Below are 24,184 nucleotides of genomic sequence, written 5' to 3'. Positions count from 1 at the left end.
TAAAAGCATAAACCTTCTAAAGGGAAGGGGGGGAGAAGGTTTATGCTAATGACAGTGATTCTGTGCTTTGTAAAATTATTTCATTGTCGGCATGGTAAATTCATTTCCAGTTCGGATGCCACTCGGCCAGCGAGCTGTAATAGCTTTCATGCGAGTATAGAAACGAACACCATCTTGACCATGCATATGTAGTGGTCCAAATAGAGAACGCTTCCAACCACCAAATGAATGGAATGCCATTGGCACAGGGATTGGCACATTAATACCCACCATACCCACTTGAATTTCTTCGCTGAATTGACGCGCAGTATCGCCATCGCGGGTGAAGATACTTGTTCCGTTTCCGTATTCGTGATCGTTAATTAAAGCTACTGCTTCTTCATAAGTATCAACACGCACTACTGCTAGCACTGGGCCGAAGATTTCTTCGTCATAAATTCGCATACCGGGCTTAACATTGTCGAACAATGTAGGGCCAATAAAATAACCGTTTTCGTTTCCGTCGCAAACAAATACGCGTCCATCTTCAACCAGTGTTGCACCTTGCTCAACACCAGAATCAATGTATGACTTAACTTTAGCAGCGTGCTCTTTGCTAATGAGAGGCCCCATATGTGCTTCTTGTTCTAGCCCCATTCCTGGGCCAACACGCATTTGACCGATTTCGTTTTGCATCATGCCAATCAGCTTGTCTGCAACGGCATCACCAACGCAAACGGCTACTGAAATTGCCATGCAACGTTCTCCAGCACTGCCATAGGCGGCGCCCATGAGTGATTGCACTACTTGACTTGGGTCAGCATCGGGCATAACGATCATGTGATTTTTTGCACCACCTAATGCTTGAACACGTTTGCCTGACTTACTGGCTGTTTCATAAATGTACTCAGCAATGGGTGTTGACCCAACAAAACTTACGGCTTGTACTCGCTCATCAGTAAGTAGTACATCTACAGACGTTTTGTCGCCATTTACAACGTTAAATACACCATCAGGTAAGCCCGCTTCTTTTAATAGCTTGGCAAGCATTAATGGTACAGTTGGGTCTTTTTCAGATGGCTTTAATACAAAGGTGTTACCTGCTGCAATAGCAATTGGGAACATCCACATTGGAACCATTGCAGGGAAGTTAAATGGCGCAATGCCTGCACACACACCTAACGGCTGCATTAATGAGTGGCTGTCTACTCCACGGCCAACATTTAAAGAATGTTCGCCTTTTACTAAATGTGGAATACCACAAGCAAACTCTACGACTTCGATGCCACGCGTCAGTTCACCCAAAGCGTCAGAGAAAACTTTACCATGCTCACTGGTAATGGCTTCAGCTATGCTTGTTTTGTTGGCTTCTAATAGCTCTTTGAATTTAAACATCACCCGCGAACGATTTAACGGCGTAACTTTTTTCCAGCTTTCATAAGCCGTTTGAGCGACTTCAATTGCATGTTCAGTTTCGGCTACTGTTGAAAGTGAAACTTGTGCTGTTTGTTCACCCGTTGCTGGGTTATAAACAGCGGCAAACTCACTGCTGGTACTGGCCATGTTTTGTCCATTGATGAAATTCCCTAATGTGTTCATAAGGTACTCTTAGTTAGATGTTTATTATTCTGATAACTCAATGCCTGCATCGGCACAGAATTTCCGTAAATTGGTATTGCCTAAGGTTGCATATTTCAGCGGAGTATAAATAGATGGATCTTGCTCTGCTTCAACCACTAACCAACCTTGATAGTTCGATTGTTTGATTTTTTCAAACAAAGATGGGTAATTAACGCAGCCATCACCAGGAACTGTAAATACGCCATTTAAAACAGAATCTAAAAAGCTAATATTGCGATTTAATGTGTCTTTTAATACATTAGCTCGAATATCTTTGCAGTGTATATGGTTCACTCGATGACTGTACTTTTCGAACACTTTAATTGGGTTTCCGCCAGCGTAGGTTAAGTGTCCAGTGTCAAGCAATAACCCTACAGAATCACTAGTATGTTGCATCAATAAGTCAATTTCTTGTTCAGTTTGAACTATTGTTCCCATATGATGGTGATAGGCGATTTTCATGCCCTGTTCTACACAATAATCCGCAACCTGCGAAAGCTTTTCACCATACTCAGCCCATTGTTGTAGCTTGAGAGTAGGGCGCTGCAATAAACTCGTTTGTTGATCGCCATGAATACAGCGGTCAACCTCGCAATAGACGATTACTTTAGCGCCTAACATTTTTAATAAATATAAATGTGGTTTAAGCGCTTCGATTTCTTCTTCAACGCTGCGTTCAAAGAGTTGACCGCTAAACCAACCAGAAACCAGTTTTAAATTATGATTGTTTAAAATTGGACCGAGTAGTTCAGGCGTGCGAGGAAACTTATTCCCAAGTTCAAAACCTGAAAAGCCTGCTTGTTTACCTTCTGATAAACACACTTCTAATGGGGTTTCTGCACCGAGTGAAGGCAGATCATCATTAGTCCATGTAAGTGGGTTTATCCCTAATTGAATGCTCATATTACTGTTATCTTTATATTTTTGTCATGCCTGCGAAGGCAGACATTCAGTGACTTTAAAAGTTAATAAGGTTGGTTCTGTTTGCCTTGAATATAAGCTTCATGTGACGCATTAACTTCCTTGCGCTGTGAAACTTGAGGTACAGCGACGTCCCACCAATAACCGCCAGCTGAGGTTTGGTAAGGATCGGTATCAATGGCAACCACATAAGATCTTTCTGACTTACGGGCACGCTTTAATGCTGATTCTAATTCGTTTAAATTAGACACTTGCTCAGACTCTGCGCCCATGGCTTTCGCGTGTGCAGCAAAATCCAGTTTAGGTGCGCCAGAATCAACTGTTTGACAATCTTCCAGTAGATTATTAAACGGTGCACCACCAGTTGCTTTTTGTAGGCGATTGATGCAACCAAAGCCGCGATTATCGAGTACAACGACAATGATTTTTTGCCCCATCATTACTGATGTCGCAAGTTCTGAGTTCATCATCATGTATGAGCCATCACCAACGACGACAATAGCTTCACGCTCAGGTTGTGCCATTTTGACGCCCAAACCCGCAGCGATTTCATAACCCATGCATGAGTAACCGTACTCAACGTGATAACTCTTTTCAGAATCACAGCGCCAAAGTTTATGAAGTTCGCCCGGCAGTCCACCCGCAGCACAAATAACAACATCTAAAGCATCGCCAGTACGTTTAACCGCACCTAAAACTTGAGCATCACTTGGTAAACCCGTTTCTGTTGCAGGAGCATTAGCAATTGAAGTCATTTCATCATAATGCTTGTTCCAAGAGGCGATACCATCTTGCGCTTTGGCTAACCAAGTAGTATCAGCTTTCCAATCTTTTAAAACTATATCGAGTATCGGCAGTGTGGCTTTCGCATCGGCAACTAATGGTAAAGCGTTATGTTTAATGGCATCAGGCTTAGAAGCATTGAGTTGAATAAAGGTTTTATCTTTAAAAAGGGTACGCGAGGCCGTTGTAAAGTCTTGCAAACGAGTACCAACGGCAAAGATCACATCTGCTTGCTCTGCTATTTCATTAGCAATTTGACTGCCTGTAACACCAATAGCGCCTACATAATTTGGATGTTCCCAATTTAGTGCGCTTTTACCTGCCTGAGTTTCCGCAACAGGAATATTGTGCTTTTCAGCAAAAGCTTTTAACTCAGCAGTCGCATTTGAATAATGAACGCCACCACCCACAATTATCATTGGTTTTGAGGAAGCTAAAAGCGCTTGTGCCGCTGAAGCTAACTCTAAAGAATCAGGCATTTGGCGACGAGGCTGATGAACACGCTGTTCAAACATGCTTGCTGGGAAATCATAAGCTTCAGCTTGAACGTCTTGACACAATGATAGCGTCACTGGGCCACAATCAGCTGCATCAGTTAAGAAATGCATTGCCATTGGCAAGCTAGTGATAATTTGTTCAGGACGGCTGATCCTGTCGAAATAACGACTAACAGGTTTAAAGCAATCATTGGTGCTGATACTTGGGTCGTGGAACGCCTCAACTTGTTGTAAAACTGGATCAGGCGTGCGATTTGCAAACGTATCACCCGGCATAAATAGCACAGGTAGACGGTTTACATGAGCTAATGCCGCAGCAGTAACCATGTTTGCTGCACCTGGGCCGATAGAGGATGTGCAAGCCATCATTCTACGGCGGTTATGTTGCTTGGCAAATGCGATAGCCGCATGAGCCATGCCTTGTTCATTGTGACCTCGGTATGTAGGTAATACATCTTGAGCGTGATACAAAGCTTCACCAAGACCTGCAACATTACCGTGACCAAAAATAGCGAAACAACCGGCAAACATCGATTCAAGCTTGCCGTTAATCTCAACTTTTTGCGCAGCTAAATATTTAACAATCGCCTGTGCGGTAGTAAGACGTAGGGTTTCCATAAATCTACCTAACTTTCTAAAGTATTTTAGGTTTGTCATACCAGCGGAGGCTGGTATCCAGTGTCTTATAAAAACGCTAGACTCCAGCCTTGGCTGGAGTGACAGATAATAGTGTTATCGACTTTGCCAAATTTCGATTAAGCTGATGTAGTTTTGACTGACTTGTTCAACCATCTGCTCATCATTGATTTCATTTGCAAGCCATTGTTTGCATGGTTGAGAGGTGATCGTACGACCAACAGCAAACCCTTTGCAGATATCGAACTTCGCACTCGCTGCAAATGTTTGTTGCAACACTTCAAGTGGTGCGTCTAAGCCAAGAAGCAGCACACCTTTACAATGCGGCGCACGAGATTTAATTAAATCATCAATTGATTTCCATGCTGTATCCGTTGGGCTAGGTAATTTCCACCAATCAGGATATACACCTAAATTATAGAAACGCTCCATAACCGTTACCACAGTAGAATCGTCTTTATCCATATCATGTGGAGGGATGATTTCTAACAGGAGTTCATGACCAGAATTACAACAAGCCTGATAAAGCTCAGTAATTTGACGTTCTTGCGCTACTTGTAGTTCTGTGCTGTCATCAGGATGGTAGAAAACTAAACATTTAACGATATGCTCGATAGGCCAAGTTTGTAGGCGAGCACTGATGTCTCTGCCACCTTCAAGTTCTATTGGACGAGATGAAGGTAATTCAACAGGACGACCAATCCACCAGCCTTGGCCTGTTGCTTGGTTAAGTGCATCTTGACCATAGGTGTCATCAATTAAGACACCCACTTTGTTTGCAAGGTTTTGCTCACGCTGAACTTTTTCAACTGCTTGTGTCAACAGTGACTTCATTTTGTTTATGCGCTTTGGATCGGCACCAACTTCAATCGCCATATCGTAGAACTGTTTACGATGATCGAAAGCCAGAATACATAAATCTTCTGAATTTTTAGGTGTACGAGTGGTTACTCGGTGTAAGTAATTCAAAGTAGGATCATTGGCAACATCATTGATGTTGGTGTATTCGCTAATGAAGTGGAATAACTCCTCCTCAGAAGGTGATGCAGGTGTACAGCCGTGGCGTGATACAACTAAAGCACCACAAGCATTAGCATAAGCACAAGATGTTTTGTGTGATTCATTACGTAGCCAACCACGTAAAAAGCCACTTAGAAATGCATCACCAGCACCTAATACATTGAGTACTTCAACTTTAAAACCGCCAAAAACTTCAAAGCCTGATTCAGATGCTGGAATATCAGCATCTAATACAGTACAGCCTTCAACTCCAAGTTTTAACAAGATGGTAGCATCAGATAATTTGCGAATATTATTAAGTGCAGTAATGGTATTTTCGCTGCCTCCTGCAATATGAATTTCTTCTTCAGTACCGACGATTAGATCGCAATCAGGTAATACTGTTTGCAAGTGCTTTGAAACATTTTCATCGGAAACAAAGCGAGTTTCTCCGTCCCCAAGGCTTGATAGCCCCCACAGTACAGGGCGGTAATCAATATCTAAAACAAATTTACCGCCACTGCGTTTAATATATTTGATGGCTTGTTGGCATGCTTCATAACTCTGTGGTTGTGAAAGGTGAGTACCAGTAATGAGCAATGATTGAGATTGAGCAATGTAATCATAATCAAAATCATCACAGCTGATTGCCATATCAGCACAATCTTTACGATAAAAGATGAGTGGGAAGGTGTCTTGATCTTTTACACCAAGAATAACTAAGCCAGTAAGACGCTCTTTATCAGTAACGACATGACTCACGTCAACACTGTTGTTGGCAAGTTCTTCACGAACAAAGCGCCCCATATGTTCATCGCCAACACGAGTCAGCATTGCTGATTTTAAACCTAACCGACCAGTTCCGGCTGCAATGTTTCCTGAAGAGCCGCCTAAGTATTTGGCGAAACTACTCATATCTTCAAGTCTACTACCGATTTGTTGTCCATAAAGGTCAACAGCAGCACGACCAAGACAAATAACGTCAAGTGACTTTTGTTGCTTCATATCTAAATCTTTCCTAACTCTATTATTATTTTTGTAATGAGTTCTTTTAGATGCTCATTATGCAATACATGAAATAAAAATATCACGATGGAATTTATATTTCAAACTAAACTTTATTGGAATTAATATTCGTTAAATTTAACGGGTAAATTCTTATCCAAAAATAGCTCACCTAAAGGATCTAGCGATTTAGAAAGTACAAATCTTTGTCATACCAGCGAAGACTGGTATCCAGTGACTTTTGTAGAAAAAAAGCAAAGGCACTAGAAACTATGAAGGACAGTAACTCAACTACCCTTTAGTTACCACAACACAAGGGGAATATTATGAGCACCATCCTTCAAGTAAAAGATAACGCAAAATTTGTTAATTTGTACATTGCTTTTGAACTTAGCAGTAAAACTTGGAAGCTTGGCTTTTCAAATGGTGAAAAAAAGAGAGTCAAAACGATTGATTCTCGAGACTGGAAAGCCCTACATCATGAAATAGCCTTAGCAAAAGAAAAGCTATTCTGCGTTGAAAACGTGAGCTTACGGCAGCATAGCGTGCAAAACTAAATTATTTCAGGTACAGCTAGACCTAGGCGATTAGCCCAAGTCCATTTTTTACAGCTATATTATTTTTCAGTGCCGACTGTTTCTCGATAATTCCACGGTAGGTATTCTTCAGGATTGGTTTTCACTTTATCCTTCTCTCTCTGTAAAAATGTGAAATACTCAAACACATTGATGCCAGCTTCACTTGCTGTTGCAATCATTGACGTGATGACATCACCAATCGTAGCGCCAAGTAACGTCTTATGGAACATCGCATTTTTTCGGTCACGAACGATGATTTTTAACATGGCTTCGATACGGTTATTATCGATGTATACACCTTCGTAGTGGCAAAAATAGCTCAAGCCAACATAGTGTTTGACAAAATATCGCATCGCCTTACCTAAACCACTATTCTCTTCAACTGTTTCATCGTTAAGGTGTGTTGTACACCACTGCTTGATGGTTTTCATTACAGGCAACGAATGTTGCTGATGGTAACTCAGCCTTTCTGTTGCCGTAAACTTTTGCTCTTTAGTGTGCTGCTCGTAAGCCCAAATTTCACCATAACGTGTCAGTACGTGCTCGACTTCATCGGGGAAATGGTTAATGACATCAACAAATTGTCGTCTGGCATGACTGTTACACAATGACAGCAGACATTCTCTTACCGTAGGGCGATTACTGACCAGAGCGTCACTCATCATTATCGGCCTAGATTGATGAGTACCGCGTTTGTGCAACAGGCTATCGATGAATTCGCCAGCATGACCAATATTAGTTTCAAACAACACGATACTATCATTGGCTTGAGTGGTCGCAATAACACCTGATGTGTACACGCCGCTGCGCATTTGTGTCTTGTCACTGTTACGCACCGGTTTTTCTATTGGCGTAGCATCCAAAATTCGGTGAGTCGTGTCATCAAGATAATAATGCTTCGCATCGGCCGCGAGGTTAACCAACATTTGATAAACAGGGTAAATATCATTGGCCACATATTCAACTTGGTCAAACACAGTAGACGCAGTGATTTTGACACCAAGCAGCTTTTGAATGCTCCCTTGGCGATAAAACGGCAACCCGGCAAAATACTTGTGTATGGCCATTAATGACCGAGCTGAGTAGCCGTATTTTTGTTGCTCGCTCCCGTCGGCTAACACTTCAACTGGCAAAGCGGCGGTAGCGTAAGCGCCACAAGCATTACAGCGAAAGCGCTCCATGACATGCTGCTCTGGCTTAAACGGACTTTGCCCTGTGATACGCAGTAAACTGCCTGGGTCGGTTTTGTACATTTTACCCATGTGGCACTCTAGGCAGTTATCACCTTTTTTCACACCTGTACTCTGATGCACTATCACAACTGGCTTAGCGGGAGTGAAATCTTCACCGCTCTCTTTGGGTTTACGATTTTTACCCGCAGTGTGTTTACCGCTTCCTTTATTACTTTTACTGACACGAGACAAGGCTTCTGAAGACTTTTCAATGCCAAGTAACTTACGCAATTTGTGCACGGTGACATCGTGATTGGTTAATCGTTGCTGCATCGTCGATAACGTCACTAAGGCATCAAGTAACAACTGACAATCTTCTGGAGACAGTGCTAACTCATGCTCTCTGGCTTCAGTAACACGAACTATCAGTGCTTCCAGCGCGTTGTGGTCGATATCAGTAAACGGTTTACTCATTAAAGGACAGTCCAGCTTAGGCGAATAGGAAAAATGAATTCGGCGGGCAGTATGATCCGATAAATAAAATAATCAACCGGTAAGTGCGATTTATTTCAAGCGACTTGAAGATAAATAAGGTTCACCACTCAGTAATTGCCGTAATTGTGCCGCAGCCATCGGTTGCATAACGCCATGATGACGTGGCCATCCATGAAATTTTCCTTTTGATAACCGTTTGGTCATCAGCCAAAAGCCATTATGCTCATAAGTGAGGGCTCGTATCATGGTTTTGTTGCGATTAATGAAGACGAATATCGAGCCTGAACGCGGATTACTCGACAAGCGCTGTTGGCACACGGCCGCCAGTCCATCGATACCACAGCGAAAATCAGCAGGCTGAGTCGCAATGAAGATACGACTGTTGGAAGTTAAATAGATCATGATTTCATTGCCCCGATAAGGGCGCAAATAAAGTGAACATCCACCACACCTTGTATATGAATATTGTCGCCATTAGATAGATTCAACTCAAGTTTTACTGGGGAATTGGGCTTGATGACCTCAGGTAAGTTGGGTAATTCAATGAAGTCTGTAATGGACTCTGCCGAGTTTGATACCTGGCACCATTGTTTAAATTGAGAGCCACTGATACGTAAAGCGGTGCAAATTTGTGATGATGAGTAATGCTCTAGCAATGAAATGGCTTGCTCGCGGAGAGTGTTTGGTATTTTAGTTCCGCGACTCGGCTTATTTATGCGCCAATGGGCGAAGACTGTGGCGACGCGAGTTAATGGCTCTATATTTGGCATGATGGGCTCCGATAATTAATCTGCCATCATTACATCAAATTATTGGGTTAAAGTTGCACTATGCTGCCGTAAACTCACAAGGATTCAGTGATTGTAGTGAAATTGTTGTAATTTTTTAAAATTATTATTATTTTTAACATTTTCAAATAAATTAAATTCACAAGTGGTTTTTAATAAAATGCAATATTTTACAGTGTGTTAGCTTGAATTCTTGAGACTAGACTGTAATGAAATTGAAAATGAATGAAATCTATTGATAAGAGAACTTGGTACAACCGAGTGGATTCGAACCACCGACCCCTACCATGTCAAGGTAGTGCTCTAACCAACTGAGCTACGGTTGTATTGTGAAGATGTATTTGAACGAGCTAAATAATAGAGATTCTCAATTTAGTATGCAAGTAAAAATCAAGAATCTCATTTCAAGTGCTGTTTTTGTCGCCTGTAATATAAAACACTTCAATTAATCTATCTCGACAAATCTAAATAAGTCAGCGATAAACTAATTTACTTCTTTAGCTACTCGCTTTTGAATAACTACCAATCTAATAGCAAATAATACAGCAGCAGAAGACAAGCCAGCTATGAGACCTATCCAAAAACCATAAGCTCCCATTGCAGGAAAAATATAATCAGTTCTTGCCAAAATGTAACCTAAAGTCATTCCAATTACCCAGTATGAAAACAGTGTAATATAAAAGGCACTTTTAGTATCTTTATATCCTCTCAATGCACCAGCAGCTACAACTTGTATTGAATCTGACAGTTGATACAAAGCCGCTAAGAACATTAAGCTACCAGCAAGAGCAATTACTTCTAAATTATCATTATATAGCTCAGCAATAGGCCCTCTAAGTAAAATAGTAATTGTTGCCGTTATTGCTGCTAGCACAAAAGCCAATATCAAACCTACTTTTGTCACAGTCTTGGAAACATCTGGCTGTTCACGACCTAAGTAATAACCTACTCGAATTGATACTGCCATACCTATTGAGAGAGGGAGCATAAATACAATGGAAGAGAAATTTAAAGCAATTTGATGACTTGCAACAACTGTGGAACCTAAAGGCGCTAATAGCAATGCAATTACAGCAAACAAACTCACTTCAAATAGTAAAGCCATTGCTATAGGCATTCCTAATTTAGTCATGCTCCACATCGTCTTTATATCTGGTAAATGAACTTTTTCAAATAGCTCTATAGGTTTTAATCGGGAATGAAAGCGGACATAAAAAAGCATTGCTATAAACATGCCCCAGCTGACTATTCCAGTAGCTACACCGCAGCCGGCACCACCAAGTTCGGGCATCCCAAGGTAACCATTAATGAATATATAATTTGCAGGAATGTTTATTGCCAACCCAACGAAACCAATTAACATTGTTGGGAAAGTATAAGAAATTCCCTCACTACAACTTCGCAATACTTGATATAAAACTAATGCAGGAGCTCCCCACATAACACCTTGTATGTAACCAGTTGATAGCCTCTGTAGCTCTGCTTCAATTTCCATTCTTTCAAATACCCAAGAAGAGTAATTAAGTGCAATCATGACGATGCTCGCACCTAAAAGTGCTATATAGGATGCTTGATAAAGAAGAGGACGAATTGTTTTTGTGTTATTAGCACCATGATGATGAGCAATTAGAGGTGTAAATGCCAATATCAATCCCTGAACAAATAAAATTGCAGGCATCCAAAGACTTGTGCCAACAGCAACGGCCGCCATGTCAGTTGCACTTACTCTTCCCGCCATGACAGTATCAATAAAACCCATCATTGTCTGAGTAACTTGGGCCACTAGAACAGGAAAAGCTAGTTGAATTAATCTCTTAGCTTGATAACCAGAATGGTTCATTATTTTCTCAATTACAAAAGTATCAATGCAGCTTAATGATATTGTTCAATAGGTGCATGAAGTGCCATTAAAATTTGGAGCTACTTAAAACTACGTAAATCATTACGCAAATAATAAATTTTTAAGTTTATAAATGGAAGTTCTAATGCTTTCATTTAATTTATTAGAAAATAAGCTATTTCCATAACGGGCAACAATTAATCAAACAAACATTTAAAATAAAATATTACTTGCCTATTACCTTCATTGCTCTTAATATGCGCCTCGTTCTTTAGCGACGTTTTCACAATACAACCGTAGCTCAGTTGGCTAGAGCACTACCTTGACATGGTAGGGGTCGGTGGTTCGAATCCACTCGGTTGTACCAATCTCTCTAAGTTATATCAAATTTACTTCTTAAATTATTTTCTTTCTTTACTCAGTTTCAAATTCCTAATTGTGATTTCACCTGACATTGAGCACATCTATTAAAAACCCAAAATTAATGAATGGTTACTAACTTTCGTGTTGTAAAAATGTTCACATTGGTTAATTTTAAGTAAAATACAGATAAAAAGTGATTTCTTATTCAACCTTAATCACATAACTATTCCGTGTACGCAATGTCAGTTTTCACAATCGGTAATTTCATTTTGCTTATTCACTGCTTTTTTGATCTAGATTAAACAGTACGACAAACTAAAGTTGATATCATTATTTTATTGACTATCTTGCTGTGTGTTTTACACAATGCGTCAATGATTATTCTTAAGTTTGGATTGAAGGAGTCGGTGTGGAATCATTGGTGTTACTGTCAAAATCCTTATTTAGCAGTCTACGCGATCTTGTGCCTATCATCTTAGTTGTTGTGTTTTTTGAAGTTTTTGTCTTGAAACAAACTCCTGAAGATTTAATGGGAATCAGCATAGGACTTGTTTTTATCGTTTTTGGATTGACGTTTTTTATTGTGGGCCTTGAGTTAGGGCTATTTCCGATCGGTGAGTCACTCGCTCATGCACTAGCAAAGAAAGGAAGCGTTTTTTGGCTTTCCATATTCTCATTTGCATTAGGGTTTGGAACGACAATTGCTGAGCCGGCTTTAACGGCTGTAGCGGGAGAAGCTGCTCAGGTTGCTGCTAATGCTGGAGCAATAGGTGCGTCTGAAACTGCAAAGGAAAGTTATGCCATGGGACTGCGAATTACAGTCGCGGTGTCTGTTGGTTTAGCAATACTTCTTGGTGTCATCAGAATATTAAAAGGGTGGCCAATTCATTATTTAATAATTGGTGGATATATTTTGGTAATGCTTCTAACGAGTGTTGCGCCAGAAAGTATCATTGGTATTGCTTACGATAGTGGTGGTGTGACAACTTCTACTATTACAGTTCCTCTTGTAACTGCACTTGGTGTTGGGTTAGCTAGTGTCATCAAAGGCAGGAACCCGATGTTAGACGGTTTCGGACTAATCGCGTTTGCAAGCCTTTCTCCTATGATTTTTGTGCTTTGTTATGGAATGATCGTGCTATGAATGAAGTATTTAACTCGCTGCTTAATACCTTTTTATCTACAGCTCGCGATGTGATACCTATTGCAGCTATTCTTTTTGGGTTTCAGTTAGCCGTTTTAAAAAGATCAATATCAAACCCTATTAAAGTTATTCTAGGATTTGCTTATGTAATTATTGGGTTAAGTTTATTTCTAGTTGGGCTTGATTTAGCCTTGTTCCCGCTTGGGAGTACAATGGCTGAGCAACTCACTTCTCCTGAGTTTATTAATGCAAGTAATCCTGAAACACCAATATGGTCAGATTACATGTGGGTATATGTATTCGCTTTTGCTATTGGTTTAAGTACAACGATTGCTGAACCTTCCCTCATCGCTGTAGCAATTAAAGCTAATGAGGTTTCTGGTGGCACTATTGGTGTTCAAGGTTTACGACTCTCAGTGGCTTTGGGCGTAGCGATTGGGATCAGTTTAGGTTGTTATCGAATAGTGGTTGGAGATCCTATTCATTATTACATTCTTGGAGGTTACGTCATTGTTGTCATACAAACATTTATTGCCCCTAAAATGATTATTCCTCTTGCTTATGACTCTGGAGGTGTGACGACTTCAACGGTCACTGTTCCACTTGTTGCCGCCTTAGGTTTAGGCTTGGCCACAAATGTGGAAGGAAGAAATCCTCTGATAGATGGTTTTGGTTTAATTGCGTTTGCCAGTTTATTTCCAATAATTACTGTTATGGCATATGCGCAACTTGTTGAAATGTTAAGTTCAAAAAAAATTAAAAAGGAATCAGCTGATGCGATTTAAACTCATTGTAGCGTTCGTAGATGATGCTTGCACCGATAAGATATTAGACGCCACGCGAGAAGCAGGTGCAACTGGAGCCACCGTGATTAATCATGCTCGAGGTGAAGGGGTTAACAAAAAGCAAACATTTATGGGATTAACTCTAAATGTCCAAAGGGATGTGATTTTATTGTTAGTAGAAGAACATTTAAGCCGTAACATACTAGAAACTATAAACGAAACAGGGCAGTTTGATAGTAATCCAGGGCAGGGTATAGCTATTCAGATTGATGTTGAAGATGCGGTTGGTGTTGCACATCAGGTTGAAGCGTTAACAAAAGAGCTAGGAGATCAACTGGTATGAATTCAACAATAATCAAAAACTCAGATGTTATGACTCAATCTTATGCAATGGTTGATGGTCTTGTTACTATCGCAGAAGCGATAAAAATTGCACTTGAAAATGGTGTTGAAATCCTTTTCGTAAAGAAACGTAATGAGCACGATGAATATGGAATGGTTTCGATGAGTGATATAGCCAAAAAAGTCATTGCAAAAGATCGATCACCAGAAAGAGTAAATGTGTACGAAATAATGACAAAGCCTGTAGTTTCAGTTCATGGGTACATGGATATTCGTTATACCGCTCGATTATTTGAAAACTTTGGCATTAGCCGTGCTCCTGTTATAGAGGGAGCAGAAATTCTTGGCGTTGTGAGTTACAACGAAATAGTTTTAAAGCGTATGTTAGAAAAATAAGTGATTAAGGATACTAGAAACTATGAAGGACAGTAACTCAACTACCCTTTAGTAACCACAACACAAGGGGAATATTTAGGGCAAACGGGTCTAAATTAAACAGCCAGTTTGCCCACAGTTAATACCTTCATCAAATATTCTTCATCCCAGCCCGCTTTTAAACGTTTGCTTTTTATTCCTACTTTTGCTGTTTTCTCATTTTTCAGCATGTTGAGTGCTGTTTTATTCATGATAGCCATGTTCTCTGCTGCGTTTCCACTTCTTAACCGACATGAATCTTCATCAAAGCTTAGTAGAGTAGACCGCTGGAACCTCCCCAGCAGCCCCTCGTAGAACGGTACGTGAGCCTCTCGACTCATACCGCTCCCATTAAACCATCGATCCTTTCATTCCTGCTCGCCAATGGGCAAACAAGTAGCGATGAGAGTTTGCAATATTTTCCATAAACTTACCCGCTCTCGTTTTACGTCGCTGGAGTTTCTTGTATTTGTGCCTAGCCCACCAGATTAATGCTTTATTTACCTCGCGGAAAACCCTATACAGCTCTGAATGACAGAAGTTACCATAATCCTAGAAACATCAGTTGACTGCGTTCTCAAGCGTAGAAAAAATGGCTGATAGTAAGGCGTAGCTTGCAGCAAGTAGTTATTCTACTAGCAAAAGTTACAACGCAGATAGCAGTCATTTTAGCAAGCTTGTGAGCGTAGAGCACTTCACTCATTGGGTGAAAGCCATGATGATAAAATCATCATATTGCTCAAACAGTTACTCATATACTCAGCGTTCAACTGATGATTTTAGGATAATAATTAATCCAACCATTAATGATCGGATTTATCCATTTGGCTATTTGCTCAAGACTTAAATCGGTTCGCTTTCGGATACCTAACATTCTGATCCTCTTTATCATCCCCTTTTGAGCAACTCTGCTCGCTGCGAGCGTAAAGCTGACAAATATACCCTGTGTTTGCCTATTACGACAAAGCCGTGGTCTGAAGGTATATCCTAAAAAGTCGAAACTTATATTCTCGTACTTGCCTTTTCGAGTGCCATCTTTGAAATATGCAATATGCAATATGCAATATGCAATATGCAATTTTGGTTTTCGTTGGGTGAAGTTCGAGTCCACAGGCTTCAAATCTTTCTTTAAGCTCGATTAACAATTGCTGAGCTTGCTTTTCACTATCACAGTGAACAAGCCCATCATCGGCATAACGACACCATTTCACATTCGAATGATTTTTTTGCATCCATTTGTCAAAAACATAATGAAGAAATAAGTTGGCTAACACAGGACTCACGACACCACCTTGCGGTGCCCCTTGTGTGCGCTCTATTATTTCACCGTCCGCTTTTATCATCGGTGCTTTTAACCAACGCTCAATATACAGCAGCAACCATTTACAATCTGTATGTTTGCGTACTGCTTTAATTAGCAATTCATGTGAAATGTTGTCAAACAATCCTTTTATATCAAATTCCAGAACCCAATCTTGATACCAACAGCGCTTTCTTGTCACTCGCAGAGCATCTATTGCTGACTTCCTTGGACAATAACCATAGGAATCTTTTAGAAACGCAGGCTCAACCAAGGGTTCAAATGAAAGCCTTGCTATCATTTGAGCGATACGATCTTGGATCGTAGGGATACCTAGTATCCTCTCTCCTCCTGATTTCTTTGGTATCGCCACAGCTTTAACTGCAGGTGGGAAGTAGATGAATACTGTTTAACACGACCCCTTCGCTCCACATTCATTACAAATGCTTCATCACTACTACGGATCGTTCCGTCCCAGTGCCAGACTTTGGTACTCTCATACTTACCAGTTTAATGATTTGTATTTCTCCCTTAACATTCTGACGACTGGTTCCCACAATTCCTAAAAAGAGCCTGAAATGAGCTCACGCCCACTTTACACCGGGCACCACTTACACAGCCTTCGGAGCAACCTGTAAATTTATCACCAACCTTAGATGCTATTGGCTTTTGATGTCGATTCATTGGCTTACGATGCGTCATCATGGGTTCGATAGCTCGTCTTCTCATTTCACACCTGAGCACATAAATATGCCCGTTTCTTCAACGCTCACCACGAATACTCTTAATATTCGCAGCTTGAAGCGGTTTGGAGCTAGCTTCCGACAGCAGACTCCGGTGGGTCAAACCACCATCTATTCTTAAGCTTAGCCATAAGCTTCGAGCATATTCTTACGCAGCAATTCTATGTGCCTGTGGCACACACCATCAAGAACCCAATACTGACTATTCTCTATTGCCCAGTGCTTCCGTATATATCTAGCGATTCCTTCCACGTCACTGGCTAACGAGGTTATGTAATAAGACGTTTCATGGCTTGATTTATTCATTACGTCCATAATCAGACTCAAATTCAGTATTCATTTGTCGATCTGATCATCGTTACTCAGGAAAGTTCAAAATTGATTTAATTATTTTCAAGACCTAAAGCACGATCCCGCCCTGCCTTATTGTGGACTATCCAGCGCAAAAGCTGCACCTGACACCCAATGCAAACTTTTAAAAGCCTAATTACGCAAATACCTTCGGTCTGACATTGCTTCCCCATACAAATGGAGTCTTTATCGAGAAGGTTAGGACCGTGAGCCCCGCACAAAACAATGGTCTAAAAGAATCGTATGTTATCACTCAAGTCAACGGTGAAAATATCACGCACAAGAACTTTGATGTGATAAGCGAGAAACTGGCAACGTTGACTACAGTCAAAGAGATTTGCTATCTGCGAGGGAGCGAGTCTGACTGTAAGGAAGTGAACTTATGAATCAGTTAAGAAATCGCCTGTTGGTGGTATCTGCTTTGTATACTGCCATCTCAGGATGCTCGAGCCTGGCACCACATCAGGCTTACGAACAGAATAAAGCGCCGGAAAACAGAAATCTCTATCAGGGAATGACCGGGTACAAGCAGTTTCTTAAAGATGAAACCTATCTGGCTAATCATGAACAATATGAAAATTGCCAGCGGTATCTATTGAGTCTTGTGAACGATGATGACAGTCAACAACTCTCTGGTGAAAGTCTGCAAGGCTATAAAAGCGCCTGCAAAGGTTCTTTGTTAGAAACCGCAAATGAACTGGAACGGAAAAGAGAAGATGATGAATCCTAGCTCACAGGAAAAATGGCTAATTTCCTCTGGCAATACCCGTTCGCCGGATGTTAGATTATTTTGCTTTCTCTATGCCGGTGGCAATGCGTCCACTTATTTGAAATGGCATGAACTGTTACCCATTAACTGGCAACTCAATATCATCCAGCCACCAGGAAGATCATCTCGAGTATTTGAAATGCCTATTGATTGCCCTGAAACCCACGTCCAGGAGATTTCTCAACATTTGCCAGCAGAGTCGTTGGCATAAGTTTGGACAAAAATGCGCCAACCGACCAAGTTGGCAAGGGAGAGACAAAACCAATTTACGCTCAATTTCATTATTTTTTGTTTGAGTCTGATGTACAACTATATGCTACCAAGCGGCTTCCCTGTGCGGTGGATAATTTTCTGTTATACATTTATAGAATGCCTTAAAGCTGAATATTTTTGTATTTATCATTTCAGTGCGTTATTTCTTAGCTTGTTAATTCACTCACTTATTGAGTAATGTGATGGCGACAGTGCGCACTTCTGCTGAGCATGGATCAATATATAGATTCATGCTCAAAAGCCTCCAAGAATACCCTAGCGAAGCTCTATCCTATCTTAACTTTGAGGTTTCAAGGTTTGATGGTGATGAAAACTTACAACAGGGTTATCAAAGATTAAGCAAAATCGATAGACAAAATCTGTATGATTTTTTCAACAAAAAATCATCGGCGACTCGCTCTAACTCTCGCACACGAGAGACTCATTATTGTAAGAAGCCAAGTAATGTTCGCCAACGTTTTGTAACTGAGCTCGATTCTATTACTTCCAAATCGAGCACTCGATATACCAGGCAAATACAGCAACCACCTTCCTCTCCTGACTCCTTTTTTACTCAGACCAGTGAGCTTATTCACTCTTGGAAACTTAAACAGAAAACCAAAAATCAACTGGGTATTGAGTTAAATGCATTAATTGGTGGTTGCACTAAACTTTCGCAGCTTATTGAAATCATTCACACCCTAAAAAACGACAAACGGGTCATGGAAACATCATGGGATATAAGATTAATCCATAAACTGTTACACAAAGCCGCCGATTTTCCTAACAGCCACTCATCTGATTTCGACGGTGTTTTTAGTGACATAACACGATTTAAATCGTCCTATGAATCGAAAACATGCACTCTATTACTGAAACTAATTAAGTTAAATTTAAATTTTTCAGATGCCAAAAGATTGGTACTAGGCAATGCAGCAGTAGCCAGCTTAATGCATCAGTGGTGCATCAAGCCTGATGTTGCCATCTACAATGCTTTTATCACGGTATGCGCTAAAACTGACCAGTTTGATAGTGCTTGGCAACTGGTGTGTGGTGATAAGCCCGTGATGGCATCTCATCTATCGCTTAAGGCAGATTCAATCACCTGCCTGAATTTGCTGACGGCTTGCGCTGAAGCGGGGCGTTATGCAGAAGCTAAATCATTGGTGTTGGGCGATAGCGATACAGCTACTACGAGCTTAATGCAACAATGGGGCATCATGCCTAATGTTGCCGTTTACAGCGCCTTTATCACGGTATGCGCTAAAACAGGGCAGTTTGATAGTGCTTGGCGATTGGTGTGTGGTGATAATCCCGTGATGGCACCTCATTTACCATTAAAAGCTAATCAAATCACCTGCATGAATCTGCTGAGCACTTGCGCTGAAGTGGAGCGTTTTATAGAAGCTAAATCATTGGTGTTGGGCGATACAGCTACAAACAGTTTAATGCAACAATGGGGTATCAAGCCTGATGTTGCCATTTACAATGCCTTTATCACGGTATGCGCTAAAACGGGCCAAATTGATAGTGCTTGGCAACTGGTGTGTGGTGATAAGTCGGTGATGGCACCTCATTGGCCATTAAAGGCCAATAAAATCACCTGCCTGAATTTGCTGACGGCCTGCGCTGAAATGGAGCGTTATGCAGAAGCTAAATCATTGGTGTTGGGCGACGCAGCTACAGCCAGTTTAATGCAGCAGTGGGACATCAAGCCTGATGTTGCCGTTTACAGCAACTTTATCACTGTATGTGCTAAAACAGGTCAATTTGATAGTGCTTGGCAACTGGTGTGTGGTGATAAGCCCGTGATGGCACCTCATTTACCACTAAAGGCAGATTCAATCACCTGCCTAAATTTGCTGACGGCCTGCGCTGAAGCGGGGCGTTATGTAGAAGCTAAATCATTGGTGTTGGGTGATGGAGATACAGCCAGCTTAATGCAACAATGGGACATCAAGCCTAATGTTGCCGTTTACAGTGCCTTTATCACGGTATGCGCTAAAACGGGCCACTTTGATAGAGCTTGGCGACTGGTGTGTGGTGACAAGCCCGTGATGGCACCTAATTTGTCATTAAAGGCCTGTCAAATCACCTGCATAAATTTACTGACGGCCTGCGCTGAAGCGGGGCGTTATGCAGAAGCCAAATCATTAGTGTTGGGCGATACAGCTACAGCCAGCTTAATGCAACAATGGGGCATCAAGCCTAATGTTACCATTTACAGCGCCTTTATCACGGTATGCGCTAAAACGGGCCACTTTGATAGTGCTTGGCAACTGGTGTGTGGTGATAAGCCCGTGATGGCACCTCATTTACCACTAAAAGCAGATTCAATCACCTGCCTAAACTTGCTGACGGCCTGCGCTGAAGCGGGGCGTTATGTAGAAGCCAAATCACTGGTGTTGGGTAATGGCGATACAGCCAGCTTAATGCAACAATGGGGCATCAAGCCTAACGTTGCCATTTACAATGCTTTTATCACGGTATGCGCTCAAACTGGCCAGTTTGATAGTGCTTGGCAACTGGTGTGTGGTGATAAGCCCGTGATGGCACCTCATTTGCCATTAAAAGCCAATCAAATCACCTGCACGAATTTGCTGACGGCCGGTGCTGAAGCGGGGCGTTATGTAGAAGCCAAATCATTGGTGTTGGGCGACGGCGATACAGCCAGCTTAATGCAGCAATGGGACATCAAGCCTAATGTTGCCATTTACAGCGCCTTTATCACGGTATGCGCTAAAACTGGCCAGTTTGATAGTGCTTGGCGACTGGTGTGTGGTGATAAGCCCGTGATGGCACCTCATTTACCACTAAAGGCAGATTCAATCACCTGCACGAATTTGCTGACGGCCTGCGCTGAAGCGGGGCGTTATGCAGAAGCCAAATCATTGGTGTTGGGCAATACAGCTACAGCCAGCTTAATGCAGCAGTGGAACATCAAGCCTAATGTTGCCGTTTACAGCACCTTTATCACGGTATGCGCTAAAACAGGCCAATTTGATAGTGCTTGGCAACTGGTGTGTGGTGACAAGCCCGTGATGGCACCCCATCTACCACTAAAGGCAGATTCAATCATCTGCCTGAATTTGCTGACGGCCTGCGCTGAAACGGGGCGTTATGCCGAAGCCAAATTATTGGTGTTGGGCGATGGCGATACAGTTTCAGCCAGCTTAATGCAGCAATGGGGTATCAAACCTAATGTTGCCATTTACAATGCCTTTATTAAAGTATGTATTAAGGCTAAGGAATTTGACACTGGAATATGGTGTTTAGAAAAAATAATGAACAAATGTAACATGAGTACTTTTTCACAAATACATGCTCAATTTGCGCCACTTGAAAAAGATAATTTCGCAAGCATGATTGATAAAGGGATAACAGAAGGAATATATAAAAAAAATGTTGGCTTAATGAATCATTGTCTCGATTTGCATATGGATAAAATCTTCGAAGGAGATTCAGGCGATGGTACACATATTCGAGGTGTTCCATTAGCTTTCGCAAGACTATTATTTTGTTACCACAAACAAAACAATGAACTCAACATCACATCGATCATAACTGGGTACCATGGCAATAATACGTTAAAAAATGGAATGATAAGTTTTCTCAAAAATGAATTTGGACTTGAGTTTATCGAGGATAAATTCAACTCAGGAATGATAGTATTGAGCGAGTCTACCCATTAACTTGATACTAGCAAGCACACTTTTTAGTATGATCGCATCATAAAATGAACATCATAGAACAACGACAATATTATAACTCAAGTTTCGGAGTTCATTTTTAGCTAAAATCATGGGTACTTTCCAGTAGAAATAGCCTCTTGGCGTAATGTAAAAGTATCCATTTGCATGACTTGATTAAAAAACGAGGTCACTTCTTCGTTGATTTTATTCAGTATGATTTCGCTTTCTGTTGTTGATAACGAAGAAATACTAGAAACTGCATCGCTGATCAAAGCCTTAAATAAGCCCCATAATTTACAAGCAAAATCTAAATTTTGTAGACTGTCGCAAAGTAGGTTCCTTGAGTCACAGACTTTGCTGTTTTCATCATTTTGCTTCGCATGCAGAAGCAAGCAAAACCTCAACCCTGTTAGATGAATTGAAGCAATATAAGCACTGTAATGACGACTTTGCTCACTCAAAAAGCCAAGATGTTGTTTGGCTTCCTTGAAGTACACTTCAATTCCCCAACGCAAAGCGTAAATCTCAAGAATTTTTTCATCGCTTAGCGAAGCGTCCGTACTTAAAAATAATGCCCAATCGTGTTTACCTCCTTTTTTCTTATCAGGATTAACACCTCGACAAAAGACGAGTTTAACCTTAATCCAATTCGGCTCAAGCTTTGCCGTTTCTGCTAGATTCAACTCAACGACAATGGACTTTGTTTGATAAGGCAACCCTGCTAGTTTTTGCCATCGGCCTTTTACTTGAGTTTTGAATAGTTCGGCGGCACTGCACTCTGATTTATCCGCTAAGCGGTACTTCATTTTGTTTTTTTTCATTCGGAGAATAGCCGTCAAATCATGCTCAAGCGTCATGCTGATAATAGGCTTGGTGGCAAACCAAGAGTCTGCAAGAAAATAATCAGCTTCAATACCTACTCCCAGCGCACGTTTAACCATACCTGCAACCATAGCAGGCTTAGTTTGAGCCACAGATTGCTTGTAACGTTTAGCGACTATTGAGCGCTCATCTTTAAATTTACCGGTTAGAGGTTGTGCTTTGGTTTGACTGATGAAGAGTTCATTATCCAGTGGGACAAATTGACTATCAGAAGCGTAGCCAAAACTCAGTACTTGCTGTCCCATAACACAACGCCCTGTCAAATGGTCGAAGTGAGTGGATACGCCGGGCATTTTCTTACCACGACGTTGCTTTACTGAATCATCGACAACAAAAGCTCTGACTTTACTCTTGCCTTCCTGTTTTATGAGTTTTTTAGCGGTGTAAAGTTGCAGTTTTCTCCAATTCAAGTCTTCTCGGTTGAGTAAATCATAAAGCACATCTTTCTTAGCAGAAGAAAAGCTGAGTAGTGACTCTTTAGCAAACATAGATATGGTATCAACCTTCAACCAATCCAAAGCATTAGTAACTCATGTTACGCACTAACAGCTTTTAGAGTTTGAAGTTCTGTAAAGGCTGTTTTTAATGCTTTTATATACAGTTTCGCCCTCAGTTGAAATTTATTCATTTTCAGTTTTAAAGCTAAGGTTTCAAGCCTAAATGCACTATAAATTGATAAAAATTGATGATTACTTTGTGTTTTAACTGTATGTGCTGGAGAACGGGTAATTGCCGCATTTGACTTCAGGTTTTTATGGAAGAGTTCAACGTTCCATCGTTTTTGATAGACCGCTTGGATGAACTCATCATCACAACTTAAATCACTGCATAACAAGTAAAGCTCGCCTGTACTTCCATCTTTGTTTTTAAAGACTTTCTTGGATAACTGTAACTCAAAATCTACCCCAGATATCCAAACTTTGACAGACTGCCCTTCTTGAAACTCAAGTGTATCAACCCGTTGTGATTTCTTATGCTTCTTATCATCTTCACTCAAAGAAACAAGACGATTAGATTTGCACGCCATGATAAAATCCTTGTGGCATTTGTGTTTGATAAACACCATATTTTCATTTGAACAGAACCAACTGTCTGCTAGAACATATTTGAATTTAAGTTGGTTTTGGTAACTAATTTGTAAAAGCTCTCTAAAATCTTCATTCTTAGTTGTTTCAGACATTCTGCGAACTTTCTTAGTTTTCAGATCACAATAGGGAATTGGCTTAGTGATCAACTTATAAGATACTGGAATTGATACACCTTGGGAGTAGTAAAGACAATTAAGAAGGTTAATCCCTTTAACGGTTCGATTTTTTGTGTGGTCGTAGTGGTAAGCGATCAAGTCGCTTTCGTCCGTATAAGGCTTTTCTTCAATCGTATCATCGAAAATAAGAACGGCATCATCTTCTTCGACCTGTCTTACAGTGGATTTAACCATTCCCCAAAGAGTTTTACTGGTGAACTCGTTAGTAGAAAGGAGTCTTGTTACCTGATCATGACTGTAAGCACCATCTAGTAAGTCTGACATCCCTGTTGCTGTTACTTGTCCAAAGCTAGATAGTTGGTAATCGCTATACAGCTCTAGTAATTCATCGTTCATAGCTTGATTATGCCACTAATTTTTAGGCGGTGCGTAACATGAGTTAGTAAGTAAATGACTTCGGTTGCTTCAATACCCGAACGTTTACTGAAACCACAAGATGTCAACATTGAAACAAAACCAAGCTGTTTCCATGATGTGCTTAACGAATTATCAATTTGAATGCCTGAACGCTGTAAAAAATTAGAAGTAAGTGATGGTAGAGAAAGTGATTTCATGTCAATATTTGTCTGA

At 40.9% G+C, this 24,184-nt stretch carries 22 protein-coding genes, 2 tRNA genes and 1 pseudogene; 9 read left to right on the top strand and 16 right to left on the bottom strand.

Annotation, left to right across the window (positions count from 1 at the left end; translation table 11 throughout):
- Window positions 1–75 precede the first annotated feature (75 nt).
- The 4 genes from E2I05_RS11990 to E2I05_RS11975 form a co-directional block, all read right to left on the bottom strand.
- Window positions 76–1,578 carry a CoA-acylating methylmalonate-semialdehyde dehydrogenase gene (locus E2I05_RS11990; protein WP_121854911.1) on the bottom strand — a complete coding sequence of 501 codons (1,503 nt, stop codon included), beginning with the start codon at window positions 1,576–1,578 and terminating at the stop codon, window positions 76–78.
- 24 nt (window positions 1,579–1,602) lie between these two features.
- Entirely contained in the window at window positions 1,603–2,502 is a 900-nt protein-coding gene (gene iolE, locus E2I05_RS11985; RefSeq protein ID WP_121854910.1) for a myo-inosose-2 dehydratase, read from the bottom strand.
- Between the two features lie 62 nt (window positions 2,503–2,564).
- Window positions 2,565–4,418 (bottom strand): 3D-(3,5/4)-trihydroxycyclohexane-1,2-dione acylhydrolase (decyclizing), encoded by a 1,854-nt coding sequence (gene iolD, locus E2I05_RS11980; RefSeq protein ID WP_121854909.1) that lies wholly within the window; start codon window positions 4,416–4,418, stop codon window positions 2,565–2,567.
- A gap of 114 nt (window positions 4,419–4,532) precedes the next feature.
- Window positions 4,533–6,440, bottom strand: coding sequence for a bifunctional 5-dehydro-2-deoxygluconokinase/5-dehydro-2-deoxyphosphogluconate aldolase (locus E2I05_RS11975; protein WP_121854908.1), 1,908 nt, complete (start codon window positions 6,438–6,440; stop codon window positions 4,533–4,535).
- 326 nt (window positions 6,441–6,766) lie between these two features.
- On the opposite strand from E2I05_RS11975, the gene E2I05_RS11970 reads away from it, so the two are divergent.
- On the top strand, window positions 6,767–6,997 hold the full coding sequence (locus E2I05_RS11970; RefSeq protein ID WP_121854907.1) for a hypothetical protein: 231 nt from the start codon (window positions 6,767–6,769) through the stop codon (window positions 6,995–6,997).
- 59 nt (window positions 6,998–7,056) lie between these two features.
- Here the strand turns inward: E2I05_RS11970 and E2I05_RS11965 are convergent, their stop codons facing one another.
- From E2I05_RS11965 to E2I05_RS11945, 5 genes are all read right to left on the bottom strand, one after another.
- The gene (locus tag E2I05_RS11965) at window positions 7,057–8,664 is read right to left on the bottom strand and encodes an IS66 family transposase (RefSeq protein WP_133309659.1); all 1,608 of its coding nucleotides are present in this window, start codon (window positions 8,662–8,664) and stop codon (window positions 7,057–7,059) included.
- A gap of 90 nt (window positions 8,665–8,754) precedes the next feature.
- The gene (gene tnpB / locus E2I05_RS11960; RefSeq protein ID WP_133309503.1) at window positions 8,755–9,087 is read right to left on the bottom strand and encodes an IS66 family insertion sequence element accessory protein TnpB; all 333 of its coding nucleotides are present in this window, start codon (window positions 9,085–9,087) and stop codon (window positions 8,755–8,757) included.
- The gene (locus E2I05_RS11955; RefSeq protein WP_133309597.1) at window positions 9,084–9,455 is read right to left on the bottom strand and encodes a hypothetical protein; all 372 of its coding nucleotides are present in this window, start codon (window positions 9,453–9,455) and stop codon (window positions 9,084–9,086) included. Before E2I05_RS11955 ends, tnpB begins: the two co-directional genes overlap by 4 nt.
- A gap of 267 nt (window positions 9,456–9,722) precedes the next feature.
- Window positions 9,723–9,799: transfer RNA gene (locus E2I05_RS11950), tRNA-Val, on the bottom strand.
- A gap of 158 nt (window positions 9,800–9,957) precedes the next feature.
- Entirely contained in the window at window positions 9,958–11,313 is a 1,356-nt protein-coding gene (locus tag E2I05_RS11945; RefSeq protein ID WP_121855000.1) for an MATE family efflux transporter, read from the bottom strand.
- 290 nt (window positions 11,314–11,603) lie between these two features.
- On the opposite strand from E2I05_RS11945, the gene E2I05_RS11940 reads away from it, so the two are divergent.
- The 5 genes from E2I05_RS11940 (at window position 11,604) to E2I05_RS11920 (ending at window position 14,343) form a co-directional block, all read left to right on the top strand.
- Window positions 11,604–11,680 (top strand) — tRNA-Val (locus E2I05_RS11940).
- Window positions 11,681–12,085: 405 nt separating this feature from the next.
- A complete protein-coding gene (locus E2I05_RS11935; protein ID WP_121854999.1) occupies window positions 12,086–12,820 on the top strand; it encodes a DUF1538 domain-containing protein in 735 nt (244 codons plus the stop codon).
- Window positions 12,817–13,605 carry a DUF1538 domain-containing protein gene (locus E2I05_RS11930; protein ID WP_121854998.1) on the top strand — a complete coding sequence of 263 codons (789 nt, stop codon included), beginning with the start codon at window positions 12,817–12,819 and terminating at the stop codon, window positions 13,603–13,605. Before E2I05_RS11935 ends, E2I05_RS11930 begins: the two co-directional genes overlap by 4 nt.
- A complete protein-coding gene (locus E2I05_RS11925) occupies window positions 13,595–13,948 on the top strand; it encodes a P-II family nitrogen regulator (protein WP_121854997.1) in 354 nt (117 codons plus the stop codon). Before E2I05_RS11930 ends, E2I05_RS11925 begins: the two co-directional genes overlap by 11 nt.
- Window positions 13,945–14,343 carry a CBS domain-containing protein gene (locus E2I05_RS11920; protein WP_121854996.1) on the top strand — a complete coding sequence of 133 codons (399 nt, stop codon included), beginning with the start codon at window positions 13,945–13,947 and terminating at the stop codon, window positions 14,341–14,343. Before E2I05_RS11925 ends, E2I05_RS11920 begins: the two co-directional genes overlap by 4 nt.
- Window positions 14,344–14,438: 95 nt before the next feature.
- Here the strand turns inward: E2I05_RS11920 and E2I05_RS11915 are convergent.
- The 4 genes and pseudogenes from E2I05_RS11915 to E2I05_RS11900 all read right to left on the bottom strand — a co-directional run.
- Window positions 14,439–14,636: pseudogene (locus E2I05_RS11915) on the bottom strand (transposase); the annotation flags it as partial.
- A 491-nt stretch (window positions 14,637–15,127) separates the two neighbouring features.
- Window positions 15,128–15,235, bottom strand: a complete 108-nt coding sequence (locus E2I05_RS22335; protein WP_207805330.1) for a group II intron maturase-specific domain-containing protein — start codon at window positions 15,233–15,235, stop codon at window positions 15,128–15,130.
- An 82-nt stretch (window positions 15,236–15,317) separates the two neighbouring features.
- Window positions 15,318–16,034, bottom strand: a complete 717-nt coding sequence (locus tag E2I05_RS11905; RefSeq protein ID WP_207805329.1) for a reverse transcriptase domain-containing protein — start codon at window positions 16,032–16,034, stop codon at window positions 15,318–15,320.
- Window positions 16,035–16,527: 493 nt separating this feature from the next.
- Window positions 16,528–16,719, bottom strand: a complete 192-nt coding sequence (locus E2I05_RS11900; protein WP_133372218.1) for a hypothetical protein — start codon at window positions 16,717–16,719, stop codon at window positions 16,528–16,530.
- 418 nt (window positions 16,720–17,137) lie between these two features.
- Between E2I05_RS11900 and E2I05_RS11895 the strand changes: the two genes are divergently transcribed.
- The 3 genes from E2I05_RS11895 (at window position 17,138) to E2I05_RS11885 (ending at window position 21,468) form a co-directional block, all read left to right on the top strand.
- The gene (locus tag E2I05_RS11895) at window positions 17,138–17,485 is read left to right on the top strand and encodes a hypothetical protein (protein ID WP_121854993.1); all 348 of its coding nucleotides are present in this window, start codon (window positions 17,138–17,140) and stop codon (window positions 17,483–17,485) included.
- Complete coding sequence (locus E2I05_RS11890) at window positions 17,472–17,735, top strand: hypothetical protein (RefSeq protein WP_165905569.1); 264 nt, start codon at window positions 17,472–17,474, stop codon at window positions 17,733–17,735. The genes E2I05_RS11895 and E2I05_RS11890 overlap by 14 nt, the downstream gene beginning before the upstream one ends.
- 244 nt (window positions 17,736–17,979) lie before the next feature.
- The gene (locus tag E2I05_RS11885; RefSeq protein WP_133309656.1) at window positions 17,980–21,468 is read left to right on the top strand and encodes a pentatricopeptide repeat-containing protein; all 3,489 of its coding nucleotides are present in this window, start codon (window positions 17,980–17,982) and stop codon (window positions 21,466–21,468) included.
- A 107-nt stretch (window positions 21,469–21,575) separates the two neighbouring features.
- On the opposite strand, the gene E2I05_RS11880 is transcribed toward E2I05_RS11885, so the two are convergent.
- The 3 genes from E2I05_RS11880 to E2I05_RS11870 are packed head-to-tail and all read right to left on the bottom strand — an operon-like array spanning window position 21,576 to window position 24,168.
- The gene (locus tag E2I05_RS11880; protein WP_244935385.1) at window positions 21,576–22,868 is read right to left on the bottom strand and encodes an IS4 family transposase; all 1,293 of its coding nucleotides are present in this window, start codon (window positions 22,866–22,868) and stop codon (window positions 21,576–21,578) included.
- A gap of 17 nt (window positions 22,869–22,885) precedes the next feature.
- Window positions 22,886–23,950, bottom strand: a complete 1,065-nt coding sequence (locus tag E2I05_RS11875) for an IS701 family transposase (RefSeq protein ID WP_133309569.1) — start codon at window positions 23,948–23,950, stop codon at window positions 22,886–22,888.
- Entirely contained in the window at window positions 23,947–24,168 is a 222-nt protein-coding gene (locus E2I05_RS11870) for a hypothetical protein (RefSeq protein ID WP_133309655.1), read from the bottom strand. The genes E2I05_RS11875 and E2I05_RS11870 overlap by 4 nt, the downstream gene beginning before the upstream one ends.
- Between the last annotated feature and the right edge of the window lie 16 nt (window positions 24,169–24,184).

Origin of the sequence: Parashewanella spongiae (assembly GCF_004358345.1) — a bacterium.
Classification (GTDB): domain Bacteria; phylum Pseudomonadota; class Gammaproteobacteria; order Enterobacterales; family Shewanellaceae; genus Parashewanella; species Parashewanella spongiae.
This window is presented reverse-complemented; position numbering and strand designations above follow the sequence as displayed.

Bases quoted from the DNA above. Each gene is read 5' to 3' on its own strand.
- E2I05_RS11990 (WP_121854911.1), bottom strand. From the start codon at position 1,578: ATGAACACATTAGGGAATTTCATCAATGGACAAAACATGGCCAGTACC.
- iolE (WP_121854910.1), bottom strand. From the start codon at position 2,502: ATGAGCATTCAATTAGGGATAAACCCACTTACATGGACTAATGATGAT.
- iolD (WP_121854909.1), bottom strand. From the start codon at position 4,418: ATGGAAACCCTACGTCTTACTACCGCACAGGCGATTGTTAAATATTTA.
- E2I05_RS11975 (WP_121854908.1), bottom strand. From the start codon at position 6,440: ATGAAGCAACAAAAGTCACTTGACGTTATTTGTCTTGGTCGTGCTGCT.
- E2I05_RS11970 (WP_121854907.1), top strand. From the start codon at position 6,767: ATGAGCACCATCCTTCAAGTAAAAGATAACGCAAAATTTGTTAATTTG.
- E2I05_RS11965 (WP_133309659.1), bottom strand. From the start codon at position 8,664: ATGAGTAAACCGTTTACTGATATCGACCACAACGCGCTGGAAGCACTG.
- tnpB (WP_133309503.1), bottom strand. From the start codon at position 9,087: ATGATCTATTTAACTTCCAACAGTCGTATCTTCATTGCGACTCAGCCT.
- E2I05_RS11955 (WP_133309597.1), bottom strand. From the start codon at position 9,455: ATGCCAAATATAGAGCCATTAACTCGCGTCGCCACAGTCTTCGCCCAT.
- E2I05_RS11945 (WP_121855000.1), bottom strand. From the start codon at position 11,313: ATGAACCATTCTGGTTATCAAGCTAAGAGATTAATTCAACTAGCTTTT.
- E2I05_RS11930 (WP_121854998.1), top strand. From the start codon at position 12,817: ATGAATGAAGTATTTAACTCGCTGCTTAATACCTTTTTATCTACAGCT.
- E2I05_RS11925 (WP_121854997.1), top strand. From the start codon at position 13,595: ATGCGATTTAAACTCATTGTAGCGTTCGTAGATGATGCTTGCACCGAT.
- E2I05_RS11920 (WP_121854996.1), top strand. From the start codon at position 13,945: ATGAATTCAACAATAATCAAAAACTCAGATGTTATGACTCAATCTTAT.
- E2I05_RS22335 (WP_207805330.1), bottom strand. From the start codon at position 15,235: ATGTTAGGTATCCGAAAGCGAACCGATTTAAGTCTTGAGCAAATAGCC.
- E2I05_RS11900 (WP_133372218.1), bottom strand. From the start codon at position 16,719: ATGGACGTAATGAATAAATCAAGCCATGAAACGTCTTATTACATAACC.
- E2I05_RS11895 (WP_121854993.1), top strand. From the start codon at position 17,138: ATGAATCAGTTAAGAAATCGCCTGTTGGTGGTATCTGCTTTGTATACT.
- E2I05_RS11890 (WP_165905569.1), top strand. From the start codon at position 17,472: ATGATGAATCCTAGCTCACAGGAAAAATGGCTAATTTCCTCTGGCAAT.
- E2I05_RS11885 (WP_133309656.1), top strand. From the start codon at position 17,980: ATGGCGACAGTGCGCACTTCTGCTGAGCATGGATCAATATATAGATTC.
- E2I05_RS11875 (WP_133309569.1), bottom strand. From the start codon at position 23,950: ATGAACGATGAATTACTAGAGCTGTATAGCGATTACCAACTATCTAGC.
- E2I05_RS11870 (WP_133309655.1), bottom strand. From the start codon at position 24,168: ATGAAATCACTTTCTCTACCATCACTTACTTCTAATTTTTTACAGCGT.